At 43.7% G+C, this 26775-nt stretch carries 28 protein-coding genes, 1 tRNA gene and 2 pseudogenes; 16 read left to right on the forward strand and 15 right to left on the reverse strand.

Translation table 11 applies throughout. The features are described from left to right. Positions 1–2: 2 nt before the first annotated feature. The 5 genes and pseudogenes from RAM70_RS22175 to RAM70_RS22195 all read left to right on the forward strand — a co-directional run. On the forward strand, positions 3–632 hold the full coding sequence (locus RAM70_RS22175) for a DUF6817 domain-containing protein (RefSeq protein WP_312675655.1): 630 nt from the start codon (positions 3–5) through the stop codon (positions 630–632). A gap of 15 nt (positions 633–647) precedes the next feature. Then, a complete protein-coding gene (locus tag RAM70_RS22180) occupies positions 648–1586 on the forward strand; it encodes a glycosyltransferase (RefSeq protein WP_312675656.1) in 939 nt (312 codons plus the stop codon). 156 nt (positions 1587–1742) lie between these two features. Continuing rightward, positions 1743–2183, forward strand: a complete 441-nt coding sequence (locus tag RAM70_RS22185; RefSeq protein ID WP_312673834.1) for a helix-turn-helix domain-containing protein — start codon at positions 1743–1745, stop codon at positions 2181–2183. Beyond that, positions 2129–2614: pseudogene (locus tag RAM70_RS22190) on the forward strand (IS630 family transposase); the annotation flags it as partial. The gene RAM70_RS22185 and the pseudogene RAM70_RS22190, both read left to right, overlap by 55 nt. 91 nt (positions 2615–2705) lie before the next feature. Further along, positions 2706–2984 (forward strand): annotated as a pseudogene (locus tag RAM70_RS22195) (lipid kinase); the annotation flags it as partial. Between the two features lie 2 nt (positions 2985–2986). Here RAM70_RS22195 and RAM70_RS22200 read toward each other — a convergent pair. Both RAM70_RS22200 and RAM70_RS22205 read right to left on the reverse strand, forming a co-directional pair. Continuing rightward, the gene (locus RAM70_RS22200) at positions 2987–4042 is read right to left on the reverse strand and encodes an amino acid ABC transporter substrate-binding protein (RefSeq protein WP_045360629.1); all 1056 of its coding nucleotides are present in this window, start codon (positions 4040–4042) and stop codon (positions 2987–2989) included. A gap of 24 nt (positions 4043–4066) precedes the next feature. Then, complete coding sequence (locus tag RAM70_RS22205; protein ID WP_045360628.1) at positions 4067–4807, reverse strand: TIGR00297 family protein; 741 nt, start codon at positions 4805–4807, stop codon at positions 4067–4069. Positions 4808–4851: 44 nt separating this feature from the next. Between RAM70_RS22205 and RAM70_RS22210 the strand changes: the two genes are divergently transcribed. Beyond that, positions 4852–5556, forward strand: coding sequence for a cytochrome b/b6 domain-containing protein (locus RAM70_RS22210; protein WP_150975688.1), 705 nt, complete (start codon positions 4852–4854; stop codon positions 5554–5556). A gap of 141 nt (positions 5557–5697) precedes the next feature. On the opposite strand, the gene RAM70_RS22215 is transcribed toward RAM70_RS22210, so the two are convergent. From RAM70_RS22215 to RAM70_RS22225, 3 genes are all read right to left on the reverse strand, one after another. Continuing rightward, positions 5698–5937, reverse strand: a complete 240-nt coding sequence (locus RAM70_RS22215) for a 2Fe-2S iron-sulfur cluster-binding protein (protein ID WP_002732958.1) — start codon at positions 5935–5937, stop codon at positions 5698–5700. A gap of 9 nt (positions 5938–5946) precedes the next feature. Beyond that, positions 5947–7422, reverse strand: coding sequence for a cobyric acid synthase CobQ (cobQ, locus tag RAM70_RS22220; RefSeq protein ID WP_312675657.1), 1476 nt, complete (start codon positions 7420–7422; stop codon positions 5947–5949). A 109-nt stretch (positions 7423–7531) separates the two neighbouring features. Further along, on the reverse strand, positions 7532–7933 hold the full coding sequence (locus tag RAM70_RS22225) for an Npun_F0494 family protein (RefSeq protein ID WP_045360650.1): 402 nt from the start codon (positions 7931–7933) through the stop codon (positions 7532–7534). Between the two features lie 115 nt (positions 7934–8048). Between RAM70_RS22225 and RAM70_RS22230 the strand changes: the two genes are divergently transcribed. The 3 genes from RAM70_RS22230 (at position 8049) to RAM70_RS22240 (ending at position 9645) form a co-directional block, all read left to right on the forward strand. Beyond that, the gene (locus tag RAM70_RS22230; protein ID WP_045360621.1) at positions 8049–8351 is read left to right on the forward strand and encodes a hypothetical protein; all 303 of its coding nucleotides are present in this window, start codon (positions 8049–8051) and stop codon (positions 8349–8351) included. A 55-nt stretch (positions 8352–8406) separates the two neighbouring features. Continuing rightward, complete coding sequence (locus RAM70_RS22235) at positions 8407–8862, forward strand: (2Fe-2S) ferredoxin domain-containing protein (protein WP_312675658.1); 456 nt, start codon at positions 8407–8409, stop codon at positions 8860–8862. 99 nt (positions 8863–8961) lie between these two features. Beyond that, positions 8962–9645 (forward strand): response regulator transcription factor, encoded by a 684-nt coding sequence (locus tag RAM70_RS22240; protein WP_312675659.1) that lies wholly within the window; start codon positions 8962–8964, stop codon positions 9643–9645. Between the two features lie 88 nt (positions 9646–9733). On the opposite strand, the gene RAM70_RS22245 is transcribed toward RAM70_RS22240, so the two are convergent. The 4 genes from RAM70_RS22245 to RAM70_RS22260 all read right to left on the reverse strand — a co-directional run bounded on the left by RAM70_RS22245 (position 9734) and on the right by RAM70_RS22260 (position 12676). After that, positions 9734–10390, reverse strand: coding sequence for a discoidin domain-containing protein (locus RAM70_RS22245; protein ID WP_312675660.1), 657 nt, complete (start codon positions 10388–10390; stop codon positions 9734–9736). A 502-nt stretch (positions 10391–10892) separates the two neighbouring features. After that, positions 10893–11078 carry a hypothetical protein gene (locus RAM70_RS22250; protein ID WP_045360613.1) on the reverse strand — a complete coding sequence of 62 codons (186 nt, stop codon included), beginning with the start codon at positions 11076–11078 and terminating at the stop codon, positions 10893–10895. 266 nt (positions 11079–11344) lie between these two features. Further along, a complete protein-coding gene (locus RAM70_RS22255) occupies positions 11345–12199 on the reverse strand; it encodes a prohibitin family protein (RefSeq protein ID WP_045360611.1) in 855 nt (284 codons plus the stop codon). A gap of 3 nt (positions 12200–12202) precedes the next feature. Further along, positions 12203–12676, reverse strand: coding sequence for an EVE domain-containing protein (locus tag RAM70_RS22260; protein ID WP_045360609.1), 474 nt, complete (start codon positions 12674–12676; stop codon positions 12203–12205). An 88-nt stretch (positions 12677–12764) separates the two neighbouring features. On the opposite strand from RAM70_RS22260, the gene RAM70_RS22265 reads away from it, so the two are divergent. Next, a complete protein-coding gene (locus RAM70_RS22265; protein ID WP_190381526.1) occupies positions 12765–12941 on the forward strand; it encodes a hypothetical protein in 177 nt (58 codons plus the stop codon). Positions 12942–12996: 55 nt separating this feature from the next. Continuing rightward, a complete protein-coding gene (locus RAM70_RS22270) occupies positions 12997–14346 on the forward strand; it encodes a sensor histidine kinase (RefSeq protein WP_045360607.1) in 1350 nt (449 codons plus the stop codon). A 20-nt stretch (positions 14347–14366) separates the two neighbouring features. On the opposite strand, the gene RAM70_RS22275 is transcribed toward RAM70_RS22270, so the two are convergent. Continuing rightward, positions 14367–14439: transfer RNA gene (locus tag RAM70_RS22275), tRNA-Glu, on the reverse strand. A 128-nt stretch (positions 14440–14567) separates the two neighbouring features. Between RAM70_RS22275 and RAM70_RS22280 the strand changes: the two genes are divergently transcribed. Continuing rightward, on the forward strand, positions 14568–16079 hold the full coding sequence (locus RAM70_RS22280) for a hypothetical protein (protein WP_045360606.1): 1512 nt from the start codon (positions 14568–14570) through the stop codon (positions 16077–16079). A gap of 12 nt (positions 16080–16091) precedes the next feature. Here RAM70_RS22280 and RAM70_RS22285 read toward each other — a convergent pair whose 3' ends face one another. Continuing rightward, positions 16092–16646 (reverse strand): DUF4126 domain-containing protein, encoded by a 555-nt coding sequence (locus RAM70_RS22285; RefSeq protein WP_045360604.1) that lies wholly within the window; start codon positions 16644–16646, stop codon positions 16092–16094. Between the two features lie 312 nt (positions 16647–16958). Between RAM70_RS22285 and RAM70_RS22290 the strand changes: the two genes are divergently transcribed. The 3 genes from RAM70_RS22290 (at position 16959) to RAM70_RS22300 (ending at position 21990) form a co-directional block, all read left to right on the forward strand. After that, positions 16959–19016 carry a protein phosphatase 2C domain-containing protein gene (locus RAM70_RS22290; RefSeq protein ID WP_045360602.1) on the forward strand — a complete coding sequence of 686 codons (2058 nt, stop codon included), beginning with the start codon at positions 16959–16961 and terminating at the stop codon, positions 19014–19016. Between the two features lie 124 nt (positions 19017–19140). Further along, positions 19141–20190: a hypothetical protein gene (locus tag RAM70_RS22295; protein ID WP_045360600.1), complete on the forward strand. Its 1050-nt coding sequence runs from the start codon at positions 19141–19143 to the stop codon at positions 20188–20190. 201 nt (positions 20191–20391) lie between these two features. Beyond that, positions 20392–21990, forward strand: coding sequence for a SpoIID/LytB domain-containing protein (locus RAM70_RS22300; RefSeq protein ID WP_190381026.1), 1599 nt, complete (start codon positions 20392–20394; stop codon positions 21988–21990). Between the two features lie 190 nt (positions 21991–22180). On the opposite strand, the gene RAM70_RS22305 is transcribed toward RAM70_RS22300, so the two are convergent. The 4 genes from RAM70_RS22305 to RAM70_RS22320 all read right to left on the reverse strand — a co-directional run bounded on the left by RAM70_RS22305 (position 22181) and on the right by RAM70_RS22320 (position 25927). Continuing rightward, entirely contained in the window at positions 22181–22870 is a 690-nt protein-coding gene (locus RAM70_RS22305; protein WP_045360596.1) for a potassium channel family protein, read from the reverse strand. 239 nt (positions 22871–23109) lie between these two features. Next, the gene (locus RAM70_RS22310) at positions 23110–24444 is read right to left on the reverse strand and encodes a TrkH family potassium uptake protein (RefSeq protein ID WP_045360595.1); all 1335 of its coding nucleotides are present in this window, start codon (positions 24442–24444) and stop codon (positions 23110–23112) included. 9 nt (positions 24445–24453) lie between these two features. Continuing rightward, the gene (locus RAM70_RS22315) at positions 24454–25602 is read right to left on the reverse strand and encodes a glycosyltransferase family 4 protein (RefSeq protein ID WP_312675664.1); all 1149 of its coding nucleotides are present in this window, start codon (positions 25600–25602) and stop codon (positions 24454–24456) included. 169 nt (positions 25603–25771) lie between these two features. Continuing rightward, on the reverse strand, positions 25772–25927 hold the full coding sequence (locus RAM70_RS22320; RefSeq protein ID WP_002746413.1) for a DUF2256 domain-containing protein: 156 nt from the start codon (positions 25925–25927) through the stop codon (positions 25772–25774). A 36-nt stretch (positions 25928–25963) separates the two neighbouring features. Between RAM70_RS22320 and RAM70_RS22325 the strand changes: the two genes are divergently transcribed. Further along, positions 25964–26764 (forward strand): RNA methyltransferase, encoded by an 801-nt coding sequence (locus tag RAM70_RS22325; RefSeq protein WP_046662435.1) that lies wholly within the window; start codon positions 25964–25966, stop codon positions 26762–26764. The last annotated feature ends 11 nt before the right edge of the window (positions 26765–26775 follow it).

Raw genomic sequence — 26775 nt, forward strand, 5'->3', positions numbered from 1 at the left:
ATATGGCTACTAATACCCTCATTAAAAATCGATTGAAAAACTTACAACACTTCGCCCCAAATATTGTAGGTGAATTTATATATTTATGGAGAGATAGACAATATGATCCCCCTAAAGAGCAAAGAGAAATTTTGAAGAAATTAGCAACTGATTCCACTGAACATCTTAATAAACGCTCTTTATATAGTCATTTATTAGGAACTTATAGAATCTTGAAAAAATGGAACTCATCTGAAGATATTTGTCTAGCTGGTCTTTATCACAGCATCTATGGAACTTATAGCTATAGAAAAAGTTTGGTTAATCTAGAACAAAGAGGTATAATTAAGGCTGCTATTGGTTCTGATGCTGAAAAATTAGTTTACTATTATTGTCTTGAAGATAGAAAACATTTCCTCTCTAATTTTGAGCAAGTTAATGAATTTAAACTGATAAATTATCGTGATAACAAGGAAATAATTTTAACTCAAACAGAGCTTAGTGCTTTAATAACTATTCGTTTAGCAGATCACTTAGAACAATTACCTTATACCCGTGATTATCGTCATCAAGAATTTTATCTTAAAGCTAAACCTTTCCTGACTCAAAAAGCTTATGCTGATTTTCTGATGGCTCATAGGAGAAAAATTTAATTATAGTTAATAAAGATGAAATTTAGTATTGTTATTACAACCTGCAATCGTTTATCGTTGCTTAAAAGAGCAATCGCTTCGTCCCTAAATCAATCTATTCCCTGTGAAGTCATTGTGGTTGATGATTGTTCCTCTGATGGTACAGCAGAATATATTCAAAGCCTGGGGGAAGATATTATCTTCTATCGTAATCTCAAGAATATGAGGCAATCCTTTTCGGTAAATGTAGGGGTTAAAGCTGCTCAAGGAGATTGGATTAAACTACTCGATGATGATGACTATCTTGCTCCTAATTGTATAGAGGAAATAATGAAAAATACTGCTCAGTATCCCGAAGCTGTCATTTGTTCCTGTCAGGCTACACAGGTGGATATTAAAGGAGTAGAAATCTGTCAAACTCCAAAAATAGGACTTGAACAGGCTTTCTATATCGCTCAAGCAGATATACACTATGGTATGCTCCTAGAAGAAGTTCCCTTCGGAACAACTAGCCAAGTTGCTTTTCTCAGAGATGCTTTTCTTAACTCAGGGGGTTGGGATTCAAGTTTAGATGACTGTTACAATGACATTGATTGCTGGCTTCGCATTGCTCGGTTTGGGGATGCTGTGTTTGTTAACTCCTGTTTAGTGTATCGAGTAGTTTGGTCAGGTAGTTATAATCAAAAGTCTTCATTGTTAAAGCGACTCAACACTAACATTTTTATCAAAGAGAAAATATATAACTTAGTTAATCCAAAATATCAGTCTGTTCTGCCACCACTCTCATATATATGTAATTATGTTAAACTACATTGGTTATTAGTGGCCTTAAAACAAAAACATTTTGTTTTCGCCATCAGAATCTCTTTTCCTGCCGTATTATCTATGAGGTCTTGGAATATTTTAGTTAAGGCAATGAGATCCCGTAATAATCCCCCTTCCAGAAAAAGCGTAATTTTAAAAACTACAAAGTGAAGTGACGCAATCCTTCCCAGTATCCTTGATCAAGCTTTCAAAGGAGAATTATTATATCGTTCCCAGGTTCTACAGGGGAACTCTCTCTTCAGATTCTATAGCAAAGAGCGGGATAGTTAGGACATAATAGAGAAAAAGAAATGAGGAGAAGCTTTCATGGCAGCACCCTATAGTGATGATTTAAGACAGAAAGCAGTGAGTGCCGTAGAGCGAGGGGAGAAAAAAAGCCATGTCTGTCGCACCCTCAATATTAGTCGTAATACATTAGACATCTGGCTGAAACGGAAGAAACAAACTGGGACGGTGGCCGCTAAAACTAACTATCGTCGAGGGCCGAAGCCCAAAATTGACGATTTAGAAGCCTTTCAAAAGTTGGCCGAACAATATGGGCATTTGACCCAAGAAAAAATGGCGCAAAAATGGGCTAACCCAGTCAGTAGGATGAGAATTGGTCAAGCGCTCAAAAGAATTGGATTTACTAGAAAAAAAAAACTTATGGCTACAGAGAAAGAGATGAAGAAGCCCGAAAAGAGTTTCTCCAAAAAATCAGAGGTTATGCCCCGGAAAGATTTGTCTATATTGATGAAGCTGGAATAGATAACACCATCGATTATCCTTATGGATATTGTCACAAATCAGAAAGATTTGAGGCTTTAAAGTTAGGTCACTGTAGCGAACGAGTTAGTGTGATCAGCGGTTGGTGGCGTGGTTCCACGATCACGCCAATGGTGTTTGAGGGGTACTGTAATACAGAGTTGGTGTGTGAGTGGATAGAACAATTGCTATTACCCGAACTACTACCCGGTCAAATTATCATCATTGATAACGCCAGTTTTCATCCCAAAGAGAGAATCAAAAAATTGTTAGCTAAAGCGGGATGTGAAGTGCTATTTTTACCCGCCTATTCTCCAGACCTCAACAAAATTGAAAAGTTCTGGGCTAGATTGAAAAACTATGTTAGTCAGATTATCAATGATAGTGAAAACCTTGTGGATGCTGTGAGTAAAGCCTTCAGGCATCTGTCCTAACTAACTCGTTCTATGCCATACCTGAATACTACTTTAAGGCAGAGCCTTCGATATTGTGTTCCAAGGCTCTGCCTTGCAACAAGGAACCTTCGCTCATGATGCCCAAATCGACGATCAAAGATTAGATTTATATAGCCTAGAAATTGAACACTGGTGGCAAATTTTCCCGCTTTTATGGACATTACCGCGAGGACAACAGGGTTTATTATCTTGGGTGAGAACTCTTAAGGGGAAAGAAATTCAAATTCAGACTCGTAAACCCCATAGTATTAACACCGATGGCGAAATTACTAGCACTACTCCCGCCATGTTTCGAGTTATTCCAGCGGCCATAGGGGTCTATATTCCCCGTCAGGAAACACAATCTTAAAACTAACGAAAAGGAGGAGAATATAATAAACCCCCCTTTGTCCAAAGATTATTTAAACCTCGATCGAGTTGTAGGGGTTTACCGATTTCACGATCATAAATTTCACCGTAATTACCCACCTGTTTTAAGACTCTTTGGGCAAAATCATTGGGTAAACCCATATCTTCACCTAACTTCTCATCGATACCCAAAAAGCGCCGAATACTGGGGTCTTTGCTATCGGCAAAAGTGGCAATATTTTTCGAGTTAATCCCAAATTCTTCCCCTTGAATTAAACTAAAAACGATCGAGCGGACGGCATTCGACCAAGGGGGATCACCATCGGCCACGGCCGGGGCCAAGGGTTCCTTCGATATTACCACTTCTAATAATTGATGATCCTGCGGTCGGGGAAAAACCGAGCGCCGGGCCACCAATTGGGAGCGATCGGAGGTGACAGCCTGACAGCGCCCCGCCTGATAAGCTGTATATAAAGCCTCCACATCATCGGAAACGATCGGTTTATAGCCTTGCACTGCCGCTTTTGCCATGGCATCGGCCAGATTTTGTTCTGTGGTGGTTCCCGATAGCACACAAATGGACTTTCCGCTTAAATCTTCTAATTTCTTAACATTGCTGGCTTTCGTGGCCATAATTCCCTGACCATCATAGAAAACCGGGGTGATAAACTCCATCCCCAGAGCGGTATCCCGGTTAATCGTCCAGGTGGTGTTGCGACTGAGAATATCCACTTCTCCCGTCTGTACGGCAGTAAATCTCTCTTGGGGGCTAAGTTTACGATATTCGACTTTGGAGGGATCATTAAAGAGAGCCGCCGCAATAGCTCGGCAAATTTGCACATCTAAGCCGGAATATTCGCCTTTTTCATTAACAAAGCTGAACCCCGGCACTTCTCCGTTAATGCCACAAATTAACTTACCGCGATTTTTCACCGTTGGCAAGCGGCCAGCATCGGGACTACCTGCGGTGGTAGAACCAGAATTGGGTTGATTTTCCGTCCCACAGGCAGTAATTAGCAGTAAAAGCAGGGAAAATGCACAAAAACGCCACTTTAGCATAGATATTTCTTTAGTCACTTAATTTTAGCTGAAAGACCAGAGCAAGCTTAACAGTATAGCCACGATCGCACCGATAACCGTATTGATCACATTGACCAATTCATTAGTTAACCACAGAAAGCGAGTTTGTAGAGTAGCACCGATGAGACTTTCGATATTGGTAGCGATAAAGGCCGCAATTACGCACCATAACACACCAAGAAGATCGATCGCACCGATACCCCATGCTAACAGGGAAATAGCCGTGGCTGCCAGCAAACCGGCGAGCGTTCCCTCTAAACTAACAGCCCCTTCCGTTCCCCGGGGGACGGATTTAAAATTAGTGATTAGATAAGTAGTTTTACCGTAAGCTTTGCCCACCTCACTGGCAGTAGTATCGGCTAATTTAGTGCTAAAACTAGCCACATAAGCGAGTATTAACAGGTAATCCCAGGGAGAAGCGGCAAAAAGACTTAGGATAGCGCAAATTGCCCCCGCTAAAGCGGAACCCCAGACATTTTCTGGACCGCGCACCCCCGATCTTTTTTCGGCAATTCCCTCCGCTTCCTTGCGCGCTAAACCGATGCGGGTGACGGTAGAACCGACGAGGAAATAGAATAAAACAATCAGATAACCGCGCCATCCCAAGCTTCCCCAGACAATTACCCCTAAAACCCAAGCATGGAGATAACCCATCCGAGTTAAGAGCTTTTTTGGGGCAATTGCAGCGATTCCGAGGAGGACGGTATTGAGAAGAATAGCGACGAGCCAAGGATTAGTTAACATAGTATCTGGGCAAGTTTACATCCCCCATTGTATCGATCGAGTTCATGAAAACTAATCAACCTTATCAACCTCTTTTACTGCGAATTCTGCACGGATTCACGGGAATTGCCCTCATTGCCGCCATGGTTACGGCCTATTGGACCTATGATACTTTTGACGGTCGTTGGTTAAAACTGCCTTTACCAGAATATCGAGAAATTGAAAGTATTCATGGCACTTTTGGCCTCTATACTCTGATTATCTTTCCCGTTTTTGCTATCTATGCTTTTCGTCGGGGCAACAAAAGATTAATTCAAAGTGATTCTCTTAACAAATTAACCCAATTTGGTAAGCCGATTTGGTGGTATAGTCTCCATCGTTTAGTTAATACTTTGACTCTTTTTGCCCTAACTTTTGCTTTGTATAGTGGGCGGATGATGGATTCCGAATGGCTACCGGAAGGGGAATTAAATCACTTTTGGTATTATGCTCATTTGCTCAGTTGGTTAATTATGGCGGTAGTTCTGATCCTGCACCTACTCATGACTGCTAAAGTGGGAGGGATTCCCCTATTATTATCTATTCTTAAATGGCGTTTTCGTGAACAAGATAATCCGAAATTATGGTTATCTCAATTACGTCAATGGCGGTTAAATTTGCGTCTAGCTAATACTTTGCAGTGGCTACAATCTCTTAACTTATATAAAGTCCTAGAAATTGTTGTCTTATTGGCTATTATAGCGGCTTGGATTGTTCCCAAGTTTGACTAGATCTAAGGGAGCAACTAAGCTGCCCGCGCATTTAAATTGCTTGTTGAGACGAGGCAAGAGGCAAGAGGCAAGAGGCAACAGTAAAGGGATTGGGGGAGATTCGGCTAATCTTAAGAATAAGCGCTTTAAATGCGTCTTAGCTTACCAAAGCGGATCGGAGTATAAATGAACGGTTAAAGAATCTCGATCGCCAGGGATACCGGTAATACAACTACAAATTTGAGTACCATCATCTAATTCTACTTCACAGGCGTGACAGGAACCCATTAAACAGCCGGTAGGAATGTCAATTCCTGCTTTTTTCGCCACGTCTAATAATAGTTCTCCAGTTTCCGCTTCTATGATGATATCATCGGGTAAAAAACGCACTGAAATAGTCATAATTTCTCCTTACAAATGAGCAAAAATAGGTTTAATATTTAAATGTTCTTCCACTAAATTAGCCATATTATCTAGGGTTATTTCTCTTTGTTCACTATAGTTAGCAATTCTCGTCGGCAAAGATAATAAACTGCGACGCTGACGTAGATGATTTAGCCAAGTTCTTCGCCAAGAACCATTATCAAAGATACCATGTAAATAACAGCCCCAAATTGAGAGAGAATCACTGACAATTCCTAGACTAGCATCTTCCTCGAACATTTTTTGATAACCTGATTCACTTTCCCATTGGCTTATTCCTTGGTGAATTTCGTATCCTGTTACTGGTAAACCAGCTTGGGGATAATTAGATAAAACCTGTCGTTGACGGGTAATTTTTTCGGCAGTAATTACCGTTTTTAAGGGCAGTAAATTTAAGCCAGCTGCCTCACTATCGGGACCTTCTCGATGGTCAGGATCCAGAATTAATCGCCCTAACATTTGCAACCCACCACAGATGCCAAAGATAATACCTCCCCTTTGGTGATAGGCTTGTAATTGATTAGCCATACCACTTTGATTAAGAGCAATTAAATCAGCAACAGTGGTTTTAGAGCCGGGGATAATTACCCCATCGGGATCACCTAAAGATTCCTGTAATTCTAGATAACGGACATTAACCGTTGCTTCACCACAGAGAGGGTCAAAATCAGTAAAATTAGCGATATGAGGCAGACGAATGACACTGATATTTAGTTCAGCTTTGGGTTTTTGGGCGGGGCGATCGAGTAAACTAAGAGAATCCTCGGCACTTAAAAAGATATCACTATAGGGAAGAACTCCTAACACAGGAATTTTGGTATAATCTTCTAGCCAAGTAATCCCCGAATCTAAGAGAGATTTTTGTCCACGAAATTTATTGATCACAATACCTTTAATTAAAGCTCTTTCCTCCGGCTCTAATAATTCTAACGTACCGACGACGTGAGCAAAAGCCCCCCCGCGATCAATATCCACCACTAAAATAGTAGCGGCATCGAGATATTTAGCCACCCGCATATTAGTTAAATCCCGATGTTTGAGATTTATTTCCGCCGGACTTCCCGCACCTTCACAGACAACTAGATCAAATTCTGCCGATAATTTAGCTAAAGATTCTTTAATTGCTTGCCAACCTTGCTCAAAATAATTCTGATAATAATCCGCTGCTGTGGTGACACCAACAGCCTGGCCTTTAATAATCACCTGAGAGGTCATATTTCCCTGGGGTTTTAATAAAATTGGGTTCATTTCTACCCGGGGAATTGTCCCCGCGGCCCATGCTTGTACCGCCTGAGCGTGACCCATTTCTCCCCCTCCGGCGGTAACATAGGCATTAAGGGCCATATTCTGACCTTTAAAGGGTGTTACCTGCCAGCCTTTCCGGTTGAATAAACGACATAAAGCTGCAGTTAAAAAAGATTTACCCGCGTGGGAGGTTGTCCCCACTACCATAATTGCTTTCATCTAGTTTTTTTATTGAGTATTTTCAGTTAACTGATAACTGATAACTGATAACTGATAACTGATAACTGATAACTGATAACTGATAACTGATAACTGACTCCCAACAGCATTAAAAAGAAAACCAACGTTGCAGAGTATTTAAAAATCTTTGCCAGAAAGTGGGTTGAGGGAAAAAGTCCCCTTGGGGTTGCCATTTTTCTATTAATTTTCTCCCCAAAGGAGTGAGACGAAAACTATCGGTTATCCCCTGTCCATCTACTTCGCGCCGCAAAATTCCCACTTTAATCAACCAGAGAAGATAGCTTTCCGCTGCTGCTTCCGTCAGCAGTCTGGAAGTATAACCTTTCTCTAAACCCCCAGCACCCGGAATGCTTAAAAGTGATACACTTTGCTCCAGCATAGCCGCAAATAAGGTGAGACGGAAAGGAGAACAACAGAGGGCGCGTTCGGCCCTAGTGATGGTAGCATCAGGATAATTGATGGCGGTAACGGTGGGAGTCGATAGGCTCATAGATTCCAGTCGTTTAGCTATTGATAAACTCATTGTTACATTAATTCTGTCTCAACCCCTGTTAACCCCAATCATCGATAAAATAGGGATGAAGTGTTAAGTAGCTTGAGTGTTTATGCAGTCTCCCGAACCGTTCGATACTAAATATGCCCCAGAGGAAGTGGAAGTGGAAATCGAAACCGACGATTTTCCCCCCCTTGATACCCCGGTTAGTTTCGCTGCCACCCTCGAAAAAGTGAAAACTTGGTACGGCAGCCTGTCCACACCGGCACAGGTAGTCGTGGCAGTGGCGGGGGTTTTTGTGGCTCTTTCGATTTTAACGGCGATTTTACGGCTAGTTAGCGCAGTTTTAAGTGCTTTAATCCTTGCCGCTATCGTTTATCTTATCTATCGTTACATCCTCAAACCGAGAGTTTAGTCGGCTATGCACATTTTCTGTTCAATGTCAAGAGTTTAGTTGATAAAAAAAATTTATGGAAGAAGCGGACACCAGAGATATCTTGGGGGAAAATGTGGCTAAGTTGGGACTGGCCCAGATCCAGCGTCATCTATTTCTCTGCTGCGATCAGACTAAGCCAAAATGCTGTGACAAGGAAGAAGGGTTAGAAGTGTGGGATTATTTAAAGAAGCGGTTAAGGGAATTAGAACTCGATCGCCCTAGGGCGGACCGTCCGGGCTGTATTTTTCGCACTAAAGCCAACTGTTTGCGGGTTTGTAGCCAAGGCCCGATTTTATTAGTGTACCCGGAAGGAGTCTGGTATCGAAGGGTCAATAAGGAAGCGATCGAAAGAATTATCCAAGAACACCTAATCGGTAATCAAATCGTCACCGAATATGCTTTTCTTCGCCACGATTTACCGGCAATTTCTCGGAACTGTCCAGGAGGAGAACCCGAAACAATAGAGGAAAACAGCGTTAAAACTAACTGAAACACAATTAACTACACATATCTAACTACCTGTTGCATGAGTGCCTGTCGATCCTTTGTCCGTCTCCATTCCCCCAACCCTGCAGCCCGGAAAATACCCATGAAAGAGACCAACAAAGACAATAAACAACTTTTATTAATCGACGATGACCCGAATTTAATACTTTTGGTAAAAGATTATCTAGAGTTTCGTGGTTATAGGGTGACAACCGCAGAAAACGGTCGGGAGGCCCTAGAAATCCTCGAACGCGGGGCAAATACTGCCAAGGCAAGGGAAATGCCCGATATGATTATCTGTGATCTGATCATGCCGGAAATGGACGGTTATGCCTTCCTCGAAAAAATTCGTCAGGACAGTCGTTTTAGTGGCCTTCCCGTGATTTTTCTCTCCCCTAAGGATCAAAGTCAGGACAAGGTAACAGGTTTAACCGCCGGGGCCGATTTTTATATGGTCAAACCCTTTGAACCGGAAGAATTAGTGGCCCTGGTGGAGTCTTCCCTCACACAAGCGGGCCGGTTGCTGAAACGCAGCACCCGCATCCATTCCGAGGATGTCACCCCTGTTCAAGTCCCGGGTAATGTGGAATTAACCCCAACGGAGTTAAAAGTAGTACAATTGGTCGCACAAGGACTGGCTAATCGGGAAATCGCCGCAAAACTCAATGTTAGTCAACGGACAATCGAAAGCCATGTGTCGAATATGCTCCATAAAACTGGTCTTCATAATCGCACGGAATTGACCCAGTGGGCGATCGAAAGTAATATCATTTTTCTCTATTCCTAGCAGGTATCCTAGACTAAATCCTGTTCAAGAAGAGTGGGGAGTGGGGAGAAGAGGGCTAAGGGTAATTAACCAACCTACCATCTAAAGATTACATTCTTTTTCTTAAACCAACACCCGCTAAACCAAAGGCTAACAAAGCAAGCAAGGAAGAGGATTCAGGAACAGATTGAAGCTGAGGAGGTTGATCAGGAGTTCTATTAAATTGAACCTCAGAGAAGCCAGTACCATTAGTAGAACCCCAGTTACTAGCAACAACAAACCGGACAAAAGAGGCTGTAACCGGAGAAGAAAAGCTGAACGTCTCTGGATTTACAGCAGCAGAACTAGTTGCGGCGATAGCAAACTGAGTAGGAGCACCCGCTATAGTCGTGAAAGTTGTCCCATTGGTGGAGGATTGAACAGTCACGCCCTTAATTCCGATAGTCCTCTGTCCGTTAAAGTTCCAGAAGCTAAAACCAGCCAGACTATAGCTGCCATTGAGATTGAAAGTGATATTACCAGTGAGCGCAGTTCCAAACCAAGCATTAGTCACAGTTGCCGCAGCATGAGATCCTGTCAGACTTGGTGTATTACTGGGCAACCCGGCACCATTGACGGTATTGGCTATGTTAGTAGAGAAAGCACTACCCATATTTGTTGAGGCAGTGATGTTAGGAATCAGGGCGGCTTGGGCGTTTTCTGCCACACCCAACATTAACCCTAAACTGGCAGTGGATAAAACAATCGGTGCGATGGCGACTTTCATTGGCAAACTTGCCTCTTTTGTAAAGTTAAGTTAAGTAAAGTTAAATAGATGTTTTACATCTTTACCAATCTTATTTTTTTTTTTTTTAATTTCTGCTATTTATGATACAGTTTTTTTGCGTTTTTATGGTTAAGAAGTCAGGTTTATTCCCTCAATATCAGAAAAAAAAGAGCCTCTCTTGGCTCTTGGCTGAAAAATGTTCACAATGTCACATTATGGGCGCAAGCAGTTCGATAAACTCACTGACCACTTTGCGCCCCTACATTGCAGCTGCTGTGATTGGTAGAGACGTATAATACTAAATCCGTTGAGTATAGGCTACATATGCAGTGGAATATAGCTAGGTCATAGGTGTAGGGCTAATTCATGAATTAGCCCTACAATGGGCGTTGTCAAATGGGAACTGAAATTACTTTGACTTGCCCTGAGCTACGTCGAAGGGCAGCAAGGATTGCATGGCATCTTTCCTATTCTGATCTGACAACGCCGTAAAATCGGTCAACTAGAAATGACGGGAAACGATTTTTTCGATGGTTGCTTGGGTATCCTGCAGCAGTTTCTCGCGACTATCTCTAGTATTAGTCAGACTAGGCACAAGATTACGAGCTTGTAAAGCCATGTGAAGCTGTAGTTGAGCTACATACTCGCGGATATCTTCACGGGTTTCCGATTGGTGAGGATGAAACATAGAGAAACTGGAAGGGTCGTCTAGCTGATGGTGTCTTGTCGATAACTCCTCTACAAGTTATCACAAGAGCTTGGGTTCCAGTCAAGGGTCGGCTCCAACTCTACACATTTCTCAACAAAACTTATAACAGTTATCTTAATGGTGAGGTACAAAGTTTTGCTTTTGGGGAGCCGATCGCCGGTCGTCGATACCAAATTTAGGTTACACTTCCTCTTGATGGGAAAGGCTGTATCTTGAGAAAATAATTAGGCTAAATAGAACCGAATTTAGGGGGTATTTTCTGGAAAAGAATCACTATAATTAAATAAAAATGGTACGCTATTTTTTCCCGCTCCATCCATGACTAAAACCCGGGGCATTTGCGCCCCACCTTCGCGCCAAGCTTCGATCGCTTCTTTCTGTAAAACTAATCCTCCCCCCTGTTCTTTTAAAGTTTCTGCTAATAGTCTTTGTGCCTCAGCTTTCCCTTTAGCGCGATTAACTTCTGCTTGGGCCTGTTGTTCCGCTTCTTGGGTGATATAAACGGCTCTTTGGGCCCGTTGTTCCGCGATTTGTTTATCTTCGACGGCCCGAGCGAATTCTGGAGAAAAATTCAAATCTACTACACTGGTATCTAAAACTAGAATACCATACTTTTCTAACCGAGTCGATAGGGCATTATCAAAGTCTTCTTTTAACTCACTGCGTCGAGTAATTGCCTCCTCTACGGTTCTTTTAGCGGCGGCAATTTTAAAGGATTCTTGGGTTTGAGGGGCGATAATTTTAGCGACAATATTTTGGAGGGTGCCTTGGGTTCTTCTAATTGCCACTACCTGGGTCGGATCGAGACGAAAATTAATCGCAAAACTAGCGGATAAATCCTGTAAATCTTTAGTGGAACTTTGGGCGGGAACTTCAAATTTTTGCACCGTAACATCGTAGATATCGACACTAGAAACAAAGGGAGGTTTAAAGTGCAATCCCTCCAATAAAACCCCGTCCTTAGCCTTTCCTAAAACACTTAAAACTCCCGCTTGTCCGGGGGTGATAATCACATAGGCATTAAAGGCCGCTAAAATGACAATAGTGGCCAATAATCCCCCAATCAGGGAAAGTAAATTAATAGCATCTTTCTGGTTCACAGTTTATACTCCTTGACGAGCGACTAAAGCGAGAATTTTTGTTGCGATCACTTGATTGACAGGCATCACTGACAGACGATTTCCTGTCCTTACTAATAATAATTCATCGGCGGTAAAATTTTGTTTTAAAATTCCTAGGGGCAGCAGTTGGGGAAAAAGGCGATCGAACTCAACTTTAACCGTCCACCAGCGCGGGCAATCCGGGGAGGATTTAGAATCATAGTAGGGACTATCGGGATCGAATTGTGTGGGATCGATCCTATCGGTTTGCACTACTCGCATTAAGCCGACAATCCCCGGCGGGGTCGTATTAGAATGATAAAAAAAGGCCAAATCTCCCCGTTTCATCTGACGGAGAAAATTGCGGGCCTGATAATTTCGCACCCCCTCCCAAATAGTTTGACCATCTTTTTTTAAATCCTCGATACTATAGACATCGGGTTCCGATTTCATTAACCAATAATTTAAATTCATCATTTATAGTTGTGATTAATTCAAATAAGCTCAAAAATATTTTTAGCCGTTCCTGTCAGCCTTGTTACCATAATGTTAAATATAATTCACTTTGGCTGCTTTTGTAGTTCTACTCAAACAATTATTGGGGAGAATGTATCTAAAAATACTTTTGTTAGCGGCAATTTTTAAGGACTATGAGCGTTCAAGTCTAGCTATTCTTGGCAACCGTCAGTTTTTCCCTATGGCTAAAAATAATTTATTCTCGATTATTAAATCGATCAAATAAGCTGTAAAATAAGATACATTGCTCTAAAAATCTCTAGCCAATCCATAGATTATCGGTGTTCCAAGCCACTCGCCGCCGTTTAGCCTTATGGTACACTGCCGTCACTGCCATACTACTGCTTTTTCTCGCTACGGGAATGTATTTTTATGTGCGCCATACCCTAGTGGATCGCATTGATGATACCCTCAAACACATCATTGAGGTGGTAAATCGTTCCCTCGTGATCGAATCGATTCCCCCAGATCAAGGACGTTATCGCGTCGATCCCCTCGCAAGTTTTCCCAGTCAGGGTAAATCTGTGGAGGACGATCATATAGATTTGGAATGGTTTGATCCCCAAGGTAATCTACTTTGGTCAACTTTGGCTGAATCCTTAGATATTCCCCTCCATCCCCACCGTCAAGGGGAAACTATTCGCTTATCCGATAATCGTCTGCTGCGACAAGTAACCGAAAGGGTGGAAATCGGTCATTATGTTTTGGGATATCTGCGGGTAAGTCATCCTTGGTTTGAGGTGACAAAACCGATTAGACAGCTATTATGGGATTTAATCGCCGGAATTTGCCTGATGATTGCCAGTGTCGCCTGGATTGGTTGGTTTTTGTCCGGTTTAGCCATTCAACCGGTAAAAGAGTCCTATCAGAGTTTAAAACAATTTACCGCCGATGCTTCCCATGAATTACGCAATCCGATCGCCACTATCCAAACTAACGTGCAAATGGCGATCGCTTATCCCCAAACTCGTCATCAACGCTTGCAAGTGATCGATCGTTTAACGGAAAGATTGGGCAATTTAGTCAATGATCTGCTCTTTTTAGCCCGTTCTGATAGTGGCATCGTCCAACCGATCGAGCAAGCTGTACCTTTGGATGCTTTATTGATGGAAGTGGTGGAAGAACAGCGTTTAATCGCCGATAAGCAGGGAATTTCCCTCTCTTTGTCGATTGTGGAACCGAATCAAGAGGATTTTTCCTACAGCGATGAAATGTTTACTATGGAGGGAGATTGGGATCAATTAGCCCGTTTATTCACAAATTTAATCTCTAATGCCCTAAAACACGCTTTTTTGCCAGAATCTGAGCCTAAAAATGTGGCAGTGGAATTGGAGAAAAGTAAACGCGATCGACAATCGGTGTTACTGGTACGCGTCAAAGATAACGGAATCGGGATTCCCGAGGCTGCTTTGTCCCATATTTTCGATCGCTTTTATCGTCTCGATCCCGCGCGACAAAATTCCGCCACTTCCGGGGGAACAGGATTAGGATTAGCGATCGCTTTAGCGATTACCCTCAGTCATCATGGACAAATTAGCGTCGAAAGTCAGATCGATCGAGGAACAATCTTCACCGTCAGCTTACCGAAAAGCCATCAACGGGAGAAAAAAACCGAAAAGTCAGAAGCTTGACACTTCTGACCTTTTTTTCATACCCCCAAGGGAATTCGAATCCCTGTCGCCTCCGTGAAAGGGAGGTGTCCTAGGCCACTAGACGATGGGGGCGTGGATTTCAGACCTTTTTAAATATAACAATAATCTTTCCGGGAGTCAAGGGTTTTGGCAAAAAATTTTTTTTATCCCGCCCTTGCACAATAGGATAGTGTAATTGAAGATGTTATCGCCCAAAATCCATGGCTGCCGATTCCTATAAAAGCCGACTGTTCAACCTGATCAACCGTCGCTTGATCCGTCTGAAAGATAACCTCGGCCGCGTCTCTCGTCGCGGACAAAATGCGATCGCTATTGCCCTGCAAATAGCCCTCTATCCCGTCTATTTGCTGGTACAATCCCTGCGGATGACGGCTAATCAATTGGGGAACAGTCTCCAGAAACAATTATCACCCCCCGGAAAAGATGGGACGGATGCGATCAAAGAATTTCTCCACAGCTTATCCGACCAAGAAACGCCATTTATTGGCATAGCAGCCGATCTAGAGGATCAAGCTTTAGTTTTCGTCACTAACGATCACCAGACTGTTAAAATCACCGATAATCAAACCCAAAGACAAATAGAAAAACAAATTAGGACGGCACTGGCTAACTACGCCCTCGAAAAACGGAAAATTAAGCGATTAAATCCTCAATATCCGCCTTTATTACCGAATTTTACCGACAAAAATCCTGTCTTGCCTCCGATCCGTTGGTTTTGGAACCTACTACGCTGGGAACAACAGGGACAAATAGCGATCGCCATAAATCTCTTCCAGGAATCCCATCTCGTCAAAACCCCGACACCACCCTCCTTACCACTGCCTAATTTAAATTCTCAAGCGATTTTAGAAGTTATTGACGAAAAATTAGCAATTTTCGAGGCTAAATTTCTCGCTATCTCCCCCGCAATCCCCAGCAGTTTTAGCCACACCTCTAACCCCCCTTCCGATCTCGTTAACCAGTCCCCGACTGTCGAGAAAAATTCCTCCTATCTCTGGCGACTTTATTGGTTAATTTATGCGGCGATCGAGCATTTCTGGGCAAAAGAGAAGAATAATTTAGAATATAGTGCTGATTCACCCGCTTTATCGGCAAAATATCCCCTAAGTCTTCCTAATTCTCTGCTGATCACCTTCAAGCAACGTCTCCAGGATTGGCTAGAAAAACAAACCCAAGCGGATCCCTTCACGATCGGCAAACTCATCCAAGCGGCGATCGATCACTTCTTTTCCTCTCGCCAATCCCTGACATTTTCCGCCGTCAGCGAGCAACCATGGCTAGAATCCGCCGATATCTTGGCTATTTCTCCCCAAGACTCCGAAAAACCGCGCCTTAACCCCGCTTATCCCCTTCCCCAGTCCCCAGGCACACCAGCTGAGCCTCATAGCACAAAAAAAGCTTTTAGTCAAGAAAAACAAAATAAATCTTTACAAAAAATCCCCCCGGCCGCTGCTGAAATTACCCCTGGAGAATCCCCCCCCGCAACTCAATTAGATCCCCGCTACACTAGGGAGATAATTCAACCAATTAACGAAGAATGGTTAGAAACCGAATCAACCCCCGTCGGCTACGTTAAACACCCCTTAGAACGGATTTTAGAGGGATTAGATGCGATTATTTTATGGGTGGAGGAATTAGTCATTAAAATTTGGCGTTGGTTGCGGTACAATCGACGCATTCGCATTTCTAAATTGCTCAAACGCAAACGTTAATCGGGTCAGGAGTCACAGCTGCTGTTTTTGGCTATACCAATCGCGCCACAAGCTGGAACTACGAATCACCAGCCAGAGTAGCAATAAAGCGATTAAACCGCCATTTTCTGGGGCGCTGAGGGCAAAAAACACTAAAATAATACATAAAAACTCCTCGGCCAAAGTCACCCAAATCGGTAAACCGTGCAAACGAAAAAACCAGCCCACTTGTACTAACTTGATCACAAAAGCGAGTAATCCCCCCACTCCCGCAATTAACCAAAGGGGTTGCAGATTTAACTGCAACATTTTCACCATGGTTAAACTCATTAATGCGCCGACGAGCGGACTGATAAATAAAGAGATAATCTGTAGAACCCGCTGCCCCAAAAGACTCTTGGAACCAAACAACTCGAATAACGACCAACTAACCAAAATCGCCAGTAAAACTTGAGGATGAAGACGCGATAATAACGGGACATCCTGCCAGAGATTAGTTCGTAGCAAACCAATAACCAACAACGGTAAAGCGGTGCGTAGACCCGCCGCCGCCGCCGCCGAAAGTACCGCTAAAATTCCAATTAACATAGATTTCAGTTAAACTAAGACGCATTTTCACCGCCTATCCTTAGATTAGTTCAATCTCCCCCCCCCAACCCCCCCAACCCCCACGACATCGGGGGGTGGGGGGTGGGGGGTTGCCCCTTGCAAGAGCGCCTCATCTCCACAAGCAATTTAAAATTGAAATATTTGGCGTATTCTTCTCCATTCTATATTTTCCGAGCGAGCGACAAAGGTTAAAATTTGGGAAACACTGCAATATGCTGGCAGTCATCCTGGCTAAAAACACGCTATTTTATTAACTTAATAGTAACCGCGCTTTAGGAGTAAGCAGTTTTCATGGACTCCCTGACAACCCTCCAATGTCAAAACCTAACTTGTCTAGCTCAGAACCCTCTCACTAATAGATTCTGTGAAAAATGCGGTACTCCTTTAGTTAAGCGTTATTTATGGATGATGGGTGATTGGGTGAGAACCTATTATCGTGTTGGTGAGCTAATTGATAATCGTTATTTGGTCAAACAACCCCAAATTGTTCTTGATACTAAACCCGCTCAAGCACCCCAAGCACCGGAAGAACCTCCTAGCTGGATTTCCCTCTACCTAAAATTGTTACCCTTCCATCTCCACATTCCCCAAATCTACGGCTATATTCCCAGTCCCGATGAACGCTTAAATATGGACATCTGGCTATTGGAATACGGCACTATTCCCCTCGATGAAACGGGAGAATTAATTTATCCGCAACTATTGCCCACTCTGGCCGAGGTTTGGTCGCAAGCTTCCGATTTAAGGCAAATTCACTGGTTATGGCAAATGGCCAAACTCTGGCATCCCCTCCAGAAAAAAGCCGTGGTCTCTAGTCTGCTCAACCCTTCTCTGACGAGAGTGAATAATCAGCTGCTGCAATTGCTGGAATTAAGCAAAGACGAGGCTGCCGCTCCCAAGTTAAAAGATTTAGGGGTCCTGTGGGCCGGTCTGATCCCGACGGCAGCCGCTAATATTCAAGATTTTCTCGCATCCCTGACCCAAGAGCTAGAATCGGGTGATCTCGATCGCCCGGAATCCCTGATCGCTATCCTCGATTATGCACTACAGCACTACGGTGCAGGTCAAGAACGCAGCTATGAGATTTTCACCTGTACCGATACCGGTCCGCTGCGGGAACACAACGAGGATGCCTGTTATCCCCCGGCTAATCAGGCCATAACCCTCGCTCATGGTCAAAATCCCTTCGACAAAGCTCAGGGCAAGCCCCTGGCGATTGTCTGTGATGGCATCGGCGGTCAGGAAGGAGGCGAAATCGCTGCTCAATTGGCGATCAAAACCCTGCCTAGGGAAATTAATCCCAGTCCCACGAGTGATATTGAAGTCTATCCCGATAGTCACAGTCTGGCCCTCGAACAGGCGATTCGTGTCACCAATGATCTGATCAGTCAACGCAATGATCAGGAGTTAAGACAAGATCGTCAGCGCATGGGTACTACTCTCGTCATGGCTTTTGCCCACGATCAGGAAATGTACGCAGCCCATGTGGGGGATTCCCGCCTCTATTGGATTACTGCCCACAGTTGTCATCAAGTGACGGTGGATGATGATCTCGCTTCCAGGGAAGTGAAATTAGGCTATCTCCTCTATCGTGATGCCATACAGTATCCCAACGCCGGGGCCTTGGTGCAAGCTTTGGGCATGAGTAGCGCCAATAATCTCCATCCCACCGTTCAGAGGTTGATTGTTGATCAAGATTGTGTTTTTCTCCTCTGTTCCGATGGTTTAAGTGATTACGATCGGGTAGAACAATACTGGGACAGTGAAATTGTGCCTCTTTTGCAAGGGGAGAAAACCGTGACAGCCGTGGGGGAAAGTTTATTACAACTAGCTAACCAGAAAAACGGTCACGATAACTCCACCATCGCCCTAGTTTATTGTCGGGTAGTTCCTGCGGCTGAACCTGTCACGCCTTTAGTTTATGCTGAGGCCAAAGAACGGATTATTCCCGATCTTAATGACCAAGATTTCGATCACAGCGAGGAAACCTACTCCGAAGAAGAAGTGGTGACTTCAATACCCACTCCCCCCCCTGCATCTTCTTCTGTTCCTAGTCCTACCTCTCCCCCCGCACCCACTAACGTTTCTCCCCCGATGGGAGCGATCGCTGTCGGTGTTCTCGGTTTGCTTGCCGCGATCGCTTGGCAATTCCTGAGTCCTTATCCCGCTTCCAATCCATCGATTTCTCCCGCACCCGTCACCAGTCCCACGACCGGGACGACACCTCCCGCACCTGTCACCGGTCCGAGTCCGGTGACGACACCTCCCGCACCTGTCACCGATTCTAGTCCCACGACCGGGACGACACCTCCCGCACCTGTCACCGGTCCGAGTCCCCCCAATCCCTAATTCCCACTTCCCCACTTCCCCACTTACCCACTTCCCTATATGTGGCTGAAGATTAATCGGCTTGTCGGGGGTTGCCAGAGCGAGTTAAGATAAAATGCCCGATTAACTGCCGAGTCTATCATATATGGTTGATGCTGCCACGTTCTCCTCCGACACCTCCGCGATCATTGATGCCTTTGAAACACCTCTAGAGTTTAACTTTCAACTGCCGGATCCCGAAGATGAAACCATCCAAGATCATGACTTTCAGCAGCAACTGGATTCTTTTTGGCAAGTCTGCGATCGCTTTGATTTGCAAACGGAAATCTGGCGGGGGCGAATTTTGCGAGCTATTCGCGACCGGGAAAAGCAAGGCGGTGATAGTCGGGGTACAGGCTTTTTAAACTGGTTAAAAAAGCGAGAAATCACTAAAAGTCAAGCTTATGCTCTGATTCAATTGGCTAATAGTGCCGATACTCTCCTGGCGGAAGGACAACTGGATCCCGATAGTATCAATAATTTTAGTAAACGCGCCTTCGTAGAAACGGCCAAATCTGCCCCGGAAATTCAAAAATTAGTCAGTGATGCAGCCCGACAAGGGGAGAGAATTACCCGTCGGGAAGTGAAGCAATTGGCCGATGAATGGACGGCGATGAGTTCAGACTTACTACCCGATGAAGTGAAAGAAAAAGCCAGCGACGGCAGTTTACCGGCGCGTCATCTCGCCCCCTTAGTCAAAGAATTAGAAAAGTTACCCGATACTCATATCGACACTCTCCGCCAAGAAATCGCCGCTAATCCCGATGTGGACACGGTAAAATTAATCACCTCGGAAGCACGCAGTTTAGCCAAATATCTCGATGCGGCGGCCCAAGTACAAACTCTCCGACGGGGTAATTTAGATATCGAAATGGCTCTAGAAGAAGCTTTGCGCGTCGATTGTCTAAATACGGCGGCGGACCTGGTTAAACAAGCCACACAATTAGAGCAAGCCGTAGCTAAACTTTATACTACTTGGAAACGTTTAGGTAGTTTGTCCGATCGCCTCTATGTGGATACGGGAGCAAGTAATCCCCATCTGCGATCGATGTTAACCTGTTTGGAAAGTTTAACCAGTGAAGTGATCGAAGTAGAACTGGATGAAGGTGGGCAAAAAATGGTACGTTTACGCATTATCAGCGATGGGGGAAGTTAGATGCTTTGTTGGCGGTTGGGTGTCTTGAAGCCATCAGGAGTCAGTATTCAGTATTCAGTATTCAGAAGTCAGTATTCAGGAGATTGTTTTTATTTATTCTCCCTGCTCCCACTTCCTAACCCCTATCCCCTAACGGCTTGCTGCTATAATCTCTGAATATCCTCAACTTTTATGAAAACTTATTAACAGATACTTGACTTTATGCTAAAAATCAAGGAAAAAAAAGCAATAATTAGCATCGGTTCCATAACTGCGGCGATCTTGCTCAGTTTAACCCTAATTCCTGCCGCTATAGCCAAGGATGTCCTTCTGAGAGTGGGCATTGTCCAACGTTTTGGCGATGAAGCCAAGGAAAAATTAACCCTGAGTAGTACCAGTGGTGATAATCTCACCCTGCGCGTGCTGGGAGAAGATGGCCAATCCCAAACCCTGCAAACCAATCGCCTACAATTAGAAGTTATTCCCCGTCCCCTCGCTTCTCCCATCCTGCAAGAAAAAGTCATTTTAAGCGACCACGCCACCTTTGAAACCGCCGAAAATAGTGCCAAAAATTGGGCAAAAATGGGCATTAAAGTGGAAATTACCCAACCCGGACGCTGGCAGGTTTGGGCAAAGCGAGAAGTTTATGAAAATCCCCTAGTGCGACGTTGGTTGTTGACCAGTTTGCAAACCAAAGGCCACAATCAACCCTATATTAATAGTGTTTTACTCAAAGAAAAGCCGCAAGTTTCTTTCCAGATCAACGGGGTGCGCTATTTTCCCAAAGAATTAGAAATCGAGAGCCAAAAAAACCTGATTCAAGTCACCCATAGCCCCGAGCAGGTACGTTTGTACGGGGGAACTATGCGCCTACAGCCCAACGCCTACGGCACTTTTACCCTAGTTAATAACGTTCCCCTCGAAACCTACCTGCGTGGGGTTGTACCCCACGAAATCGGTCATGATGCCCCGGAAAGTGCCACCCAGGCGCAAACTATTATCGCCCGTACCTACGCCCTCCGCAATCGCCGCCGTTTTCAAGCCGATAATTACGAACTCTGTGCCGATACCCATTGTCAAGTTTATTATGGATTGACGGGAACTAATCCCCGGGCTGATCAAGCGATCGCAGCCACGCGAGGCCTGGTTTTAACCTACCAAAATGAGTTAGTGGATGCCCTTTATTCCTCCACCACCGGCGGAATAACTGCCCTTTTTAGTGATGTTTGGGATGGGGAAGAAAGACCTTATCTCCGGGCAGTGGTGGACTCCCCTAATCGAGTCTGGGATCTGTCGAAACAATCCCTCGCTAATGAGACAACTTTTCGCCAGTTTATTAATCTTAAAGATGGTTTTAATGAGACGGGGCGACGGGTTTTTCGCTGGCAAAAACAAGCTTCTTTAGCTGATTTGAGTCAAGACCTAGAAACCTATCTAAAACGCAGAAAACATCCCCTCGCCCATTTCCAGAAAATCCAATGGATGGAAGTGACTAAGCGCTCTCCTTCCGGTCGGATTCTTACTATGACCATTCAAACCGATAAGGGGATTTTGGAACTGCATAAAAATGAGGTGCGTAGTGCTTTGGAACCGCCTCGCAGTACCCTATTCTACATCGATCCTATCTACGATACCAATCGACAGATCCAGGGTTATAACTTTATTGGTGGCGGTTTCGGCCACGGGGTAGGATTAAGTCAATTTGGTTCCTATAATTTAGCCCGTTTGGGTTGGTCTCCCGAACAAATTCTCGCTTTCTATTATCCCGGCACCACCATTCAACCTCTCAATAATTCGATTGTCTTTTGGCGAGGAAATTAAGCAGTTATCAGCTTGTGAAGGCAAGAGGCAAGAGGCAAAAGGCAGGAGTCAGGAGATAGGGTGATAGGGTTTTGGGGTGATAGGGTGATGAGACAGCTTTCTCACTTCCCCATCTTCCCACTTCCCACACCCTATCCCCACGAAAAACTTTTTCAGCAGACCCTAAGTAGATCAAATATTTGACTAAATTTTACATCGGTAAACGCTGAATATCTCGGTTAGAACCAATCACCACCATTGCTAAATCTTTGTATAATCTTTCTTGGGGATTGGGGTTAATCTTGAATTTTTCCGCATTACCGACAGCGACAATATTTAACCCATAACGATTACGAATTTCTAACTCTGCTAGGGTTTTACCGTGAAAAGCTTCTGGGACTTTTAACTCGACAATACTATGTTCGGGATCGAGATCAAATCGTTCTAAAATTGATGGTCTAGTCAAACGGTGCGCTAACTCACAACCGGCATCGTATTCGGGAAAAACTACTAAATCTGCACCAACTTTCTTGAGTAATTTTCCATGGATTTCTGTGGAGGCTTTAGCTGCGACAAAATTAACCCCTGCTTCCTTACAATTGAGAGTAGTAATGATACTTTCTTCAACGTATTTACCAATAGCGACAATCACCGTATCGGTTTCAAAAATTCCCGCTTCTCGCAGAGCGTTAGGTTTGGTAGAATCAAGCTCGATCGCATTATCTACTATTCGATCAGATAACGCTTGTGCTACTAATCCTTCTTCAATATCTGTCGCTACCACTTGATAACCTTGTTTGCGTAAGGTTTCACAGACAGCGCGCCCAAATCTGCCTAATCCGATGACGGCAAATTGACGATTTTGGGGACGCATACTACTAAAAAATTTAATTGATTGCATAAGAAGTTAAACTGTTACGCATTTAAAATGCTGGTGTCAATGATTGAGGAGACAGGAGAAACTGATAACTGATAACAAAGGCCGAAACTAAAACCTAATTGGTTAAGCTAAAAGCTTTGATGAGCTTAGTTTCTAACCTTCTTTTTAGGTAGGAGAATTGCCAGATTCTGTCTTTTGCCTCTTGCCTGTTGCCTCTTGCCTTCAGAAACTGATAACTGATAACTGATAACTGATATTAATTATCCCACTAAAAGGTTTTCTTCGGGGTAATTAATAACTGTTGGTTTCGGATCGCCGATGATAGCCGCTATTAAAAGTATAACTCCCACCCGTCCCAGATACATCATAAAAACAATAATTAACTTAGAAATCGGCGATAGGGCGGCGGTTATCCCCGTAGATAGTCCGACAGTTCCAAAGGCAGAAACCACCTCAAAAAACAGTTGAATCATTTTAAAATCTGTCTCCACAAATGAGATAGCTAGGGTGGAGATAATAATCGCTATAACCGAACCAAAAACCACCGCCATTGACTTTAAAATTAACGGCATAGGAATGCGCCTTTGATAGAGAGTTACTTCTTCACGACCTCTTAAAACCGAGCGGGTACAATTATATAAAATCCTAAAAGTTGTGGTTTTAATACCTCCCCCTGTACCGCTAGGACTGGCACCAATAAACATCAAAGCCATGGTAATTAATAAACCTTCTACGGAAATTTTACCGATATCAATGGTATTAAATCCTGCTGTTCTCGATGTTACCGATTGGAACCAAGCGGCCAGCAATTTATCTTTAATTGATAAATTAGCCAAAGTGTCACCATTTCCCTGTTCAGTAAGTAAAAAAGCCAAGGTTCCCATCACTAATAAAAATATAGTTGTGCTGATAGCAACTTTATAGTTAAGAGAAAAAACAAAGCCTTTTCTTTTATATTGAAAGCGGTAAATAAACCAAGTGTAAAACTCGATAATTACCTGATAACCGATACCTCCAAAAATGATCAATCCTGTGATAGATAAGTTAATAATAATTGAAGACTGATAGGACATCAAATTATCTTTAAACAAGCCAAAACCCGCATTATTCCAAGCACTAATACTATGGAATAGAGACAACCACACCGCATATCTAAAATCATACTTTTGGGCGAAGACAGTTAACATAATCAAGGTTGCTGTTAACTCAAAAACTAGAGTAGTAGCAATCACTGATTTCATTAAACTTTGACTACCTTGTAGGAAAGGTCGATCGAAGGATTCTTGAATCGCTAACTTCTGTCTCAGGTCAAATTTTCGCCCAATTAATAACATTAAAAAAGTGGTAGTGGTCATATAACCCAAACCCCCCACTTGCACTAATAAGGCAATAAATAATTGACCCCAAAAAGAAAAATAAGTACCCGTATCTACTACAGCTAAACCGGTGACACAGACAGCAGAAGTGGAGGTAAAGAGGGCAACAATTGGGTCATTCCAAGTGCCGCTGGTGGTAGAAACAGGCAACATCAACAGGGAAGTTCCCGCTAAAATTACCGCAATAAATCCCAAGCAAATTGTCCGGGCAATCGTCATATAAATTCCTTAGTGAAAGTAGCTAAGAGAAGATTGTTTTTTGGCTAACACTTCTTGATAAACTAACTGTAAGTGATCGATATTTTTGCTGAGAGTGTAAGAGTCTAAAACTCTTTGACGGGCTTTTTGTCCTAAAATTGTTGTTAATTCGGGATGATCCCGTAATACGGGCAAGAGAGTTTTTAATTGGGTAATTAGTCCTTTAGTATCTAGAACTATTCCCGCACCTTTTAACACTTCCCCATCGGCCCCCACATCCGTAGCCATACAAGCAACACCGCAGGCCATCGCTTCCAAGAGGGAAATCGATAAACCTTCCACTAATGAGGGTAAAATAAAGCAGTCAACCCCGCGCAAAATTTCAATTCGTTTATTTTCATCGCCGATAAAACCTAACCAGATAATACCATCTTCTTCTCCATAAAAAGGTTTGAGGGAAGGAGTTAACGGACCATCGCCAACAATGAGCAGTTTGCATCTACTCCCTAAATTGGTTTTTTTCCAAGCTTTCAATAAAGATTCTACATTTTTCTCCGGCATGATCCGACCGAGATAAACAAATAAACAATCGGCATTATATTGAGCTTTAATATTCGAGGGACCTGGACAATACTTATTAACATCAACCCCATTGGGAATAATTGCTAATTTTTCTTCGGGAACCCCCAATTTAACTAAAAAATCCCGTTGAGAGGTGGAAAAAATAATTACCTTATCGTAATTAGCTAAAAAAGGGGCGTGTAGTTGGTAGGTTAATAATTGGGTACTGGAGATGAGATTGCGAATTTTACTATCAAAAGCCGGGTGAAAAGTCGCCACCAGAGGCAAATCTAAAGACTCACAAATTTCCGGTAGCAGAAAATCGAGGGGAGACAGGGGTAAGGACGCATGAACTAGATCGGGTTTCAGTTCCCTGAGTTTATCCTGTAGAACCCGACTCGATTTCAGGGTGGGAATAGTATAGACTTGGGAACTATAGAGACGTGGCAGGGTGATTTCGTCGTAAAAGTCAGGCCAATCGCTTACGGTGGGTTTTTCGGAAGAAAAATGCAGAAAACTGACTTGATAATCTCGATCGAGCAGGGAATTAGTCACTTCTCGCCCATAGGTAACGTTACCGCAAAAAGGAGATTTTTTTCCTAACCAGGCAATGTGCATTCAGATTCTCTTAAGAAAAAGTTAATTTAGCCAAGTATCACTTTACTAAATTAGCCGTAAAATTAAAAGCTAATAGAGTACCTAAGCAAAATTAATTATCCATCTAAGTCCCCAGCTAAAAATTGCCCTTTGCAAGAGTGCCTATTTGATAGTTAAAATTCTCGGCTTTTTACTGATTCGCCGAGGACTTGCGACGACGACAACGTTCTGAACAGTATTTGACCTCATGCCAACAGTTTTGCCACTTTTTGCGCCAAGTAAAGGATAAACCGCAAACAGGACAAATTTTACTGGGAAGATCGGACTTCGAGGGCTGACGTGCCATGATTAAAATTAAAAAGTCAAAAACTGCGCCTTATCTATGAGTGTAGATGAAAATAATCAGAGTTCCCCACTCGATCGCCTGAGAATTATTTTAGTTGAACCAGCCGGAGCCTTAAATGTGGGTTCCACTGCCAGAATTATGCGGAATATGGGCTTAAGTCGCTTAATTATCGTCAATCCCGCCTGTGATATCCTTGCAGAAGAAGCGCGACGCATGGCAGTACACGGAATTGAAGTCCTAGAAAACTGTTCACGGGTAGCCACCCTGGGGGAAGCTTTGCAGGGTTGTCATCGCATCATTGCCACCACCTCGAAACCCCGTCACCTGAATACTCCCCTCGAAACACCCCGGACCGCCTTACCCTGGTTACTCACCCCTAACCTGGAATCGGCCTTAATTTTCGGGCCAGAAGACCGGGGTTTAAGTAACAGCGAACTGAACCACGCCCAGCGTTTTGTCGGTATTCCCGCTAATCCTCAATATTCCTCCCTCAATCTCGCCCAAGCGGTGGCGGTTTGCTCCTACGAACTGTACCAAATGGCCACGGAAAATAGGCTCGAACCCCCGGTAGAAACGCTCCCCAATGCCACTTTTGAGGCTCTAGAAGGCTATTATCAGCACTTAGAGAGCTTTTTGCTCAAAATTGGCTATCTTTACCCCCACACCGCCGCCGCTAGGATGGAGAAATTCCGGCAATTTTATCATCGGGCCCGTCCCACGGTGGAGGAATTAGCCCTGCTGCGGGGCATTATCGGTCATATTGAAAGTATCGGGCAACTTTTTCTCGGTCTTGATAGTCTCAAGGGCAAGAAAAAAAATTCTCCTAGCGATCGATAATAAATCTGGAT

Source organism: Microcystis wesenbergii NRERC-220, from assembly GCF_032027425.1.
Classification (GTDB): domain Bacteria; phylum Cyanobacteriota; class Cyanobacteriia; order Cyanobacteriales; family Microcystaceae; genus Microcystis; species Microcystis wesenbergii_A.

Coding starts and splice junctions, on each gene's coding strand:
- RAM70_RS22230 (WP_045360621.1), top strand. CDS start 8,049: ATGCAGTCTCCCGAACCGTTCGATACTAAATATGCCCCAGAGGAAGTG.
- RAM70_RS22260 (WP_045360609.1), bottom strand. CDS start 12,676: ATGATGAATTTAAATTATTGGTTAATGAAATCGGAACCCGATGTCTAT.
- RAM70_RS22295 (WP_045360600.1), top strand. CDS start 19,141: ATGGTTGATGCTGCCACGTTCTCCTCCGACACCTCCGCGATCATTGAT.
- RAM70_RS22175 (WP_312675655.1), top strand. CDS start 3: ATGGCTACTAATACCCTCATTAAAAATCGATTGAAAAACTTACAACAC.
- RAM70_RS22305 (WP_045360596.1), bottom strand. CDS start 22,870: ATGCAATCAATTAAATTTTTTAGTAGTATGCGTCCCCAAAATCGTCAA.
- RAM70_RS22280 (WP_045360606.1), top strand. CDS start 14,568: ATGGCTGCCGATTCCTATAAAAGCCGACTGTTCAACCTGATCAACCGT.
- RAM70_RS22205 (WP_045360628.1), bottom strand. CDS start 4,807: ATGTTAACTAATCCTTGGCTCGTCGCTATTCTTCTCAATACCGTCCTC.
- RAM70_RS22200 (WP_045360629.1), bottom strand. CDS start 4,042: ATGCTAAAGTGGCGTTTTTGTGCATTTTCCCTGCTTTTACTGCTAATT.
- RAM70_RS22290 (WP_045360602.1), top strand. CDS start 16,959: ATGGACTCCCTGACAACCCTCCAATGTCAAAACCTAACTTGTCTAGCT.
- RAM70_RS22325 (WP_046662435.1), top strand. CDS start 25,964: ATGAGTGTAGATGAAAATAATCAGAGTTCCCCACTCGATCGCCTGAGA.
- RAM70_RS22250 (WP_045360613.1), bottom strand. CDS start 11,078: ATGTTTCATCCTCACCAATCGGAAACCCGTGAAGATATCCGCGAGTAT.
- cobQ (WP_312675657.1), bottom strand. CDS start 7,422: ATGAAAGCAATTATGGTAGTGGGGACAACCTCCCACGCGGGTAAATCT.
- RAM70_RS22210 (WP_150975688.1), top strand. CDS start 4,852: ATGAAAACTAATCAACCTTATCAACCTCTTTTACTGCGAATTCTGCAC.
- RAM70_RS22180 (WP_312675656.1), top strand. CDS start 648: ATGAAATTTAGTATTGTTATTACAACCTGCAATCGTTTATCGTTGCTT.
- RAM70_RS22310 (WP_045360595.1), bottom strand. CDS start 24,444: ATGACGATTGCCCGGACAATTTGCTTGGGATTTATTGCGGTAATTTTA.
- RAM70_RS22245 (WP_312675660.1), bottom strand. CDS start 10,390: ATGAAAGTCGCCATCGCACCGATTGTTTTATCCACTGCCAGTTTAGGG.
- RAM70_RS22300 (WP_190381026.1), top strand. CDS start 20,392: ATGCTAAAAATCAAGGAAAAAAAAGCAATAATTAGCATCGGTTCCATA.
- RAM70_RS22225 (WP_045360650.1), bottom strand. CDS start 7,933: ATGAGCCTATCGACTCCCACCGTTACCGCCATCAATTATCCTGATGCT.
- RAM70_RS22215 (WP_002732958.1), bottom strand. CDS start 5,937: ATGACTATTTCAGTGCGTTTTTTACCCGATGATATCATCATAGAAGCG.
- RAM70_RS22285 (WP_045360604.1), bottom strand. CDS start 16,646: ATGTTAATTGGAATTTTAGCGGTACTTTCGGCGGCGGCGGCGGCGGGT.
- RAM70_RS22315 (WP_312675664.1), bottom strand. CDS start 25,602: ATGCACATTGCCTGGTTAGGAAAAAAATCTCCTTTTTGCGGTAACGTT.
- RAM70_RS22185 (WP_312673834.1), top strand. CDS start 1,743: ATGGCAGCACCCTATAGTGATGATTTAAGACAGAAAGCAGTGAGTGCC.
- RAM70_RS22235 (WP_312675658.1), top strand. CDS start 8,407: ATGGAAGAAGCGGACACCAGAGATATCTTGGGGGAAAATGTGGCTAAG.
- RAM70_RS22320 (WP_002746413.1), bottom strand. CDS start 25,927: ATGGCACGTCAGCCCTCGAAGTCCGATCTTCCCAGTAAAATTTGTCCT.
- RAM70_RS22240 (WP_312675659.1), top strand. CDS start 8,962: ATGAAAGAGACCAACAAAGACAATAAACAACTTTTATTAATCGACGAT.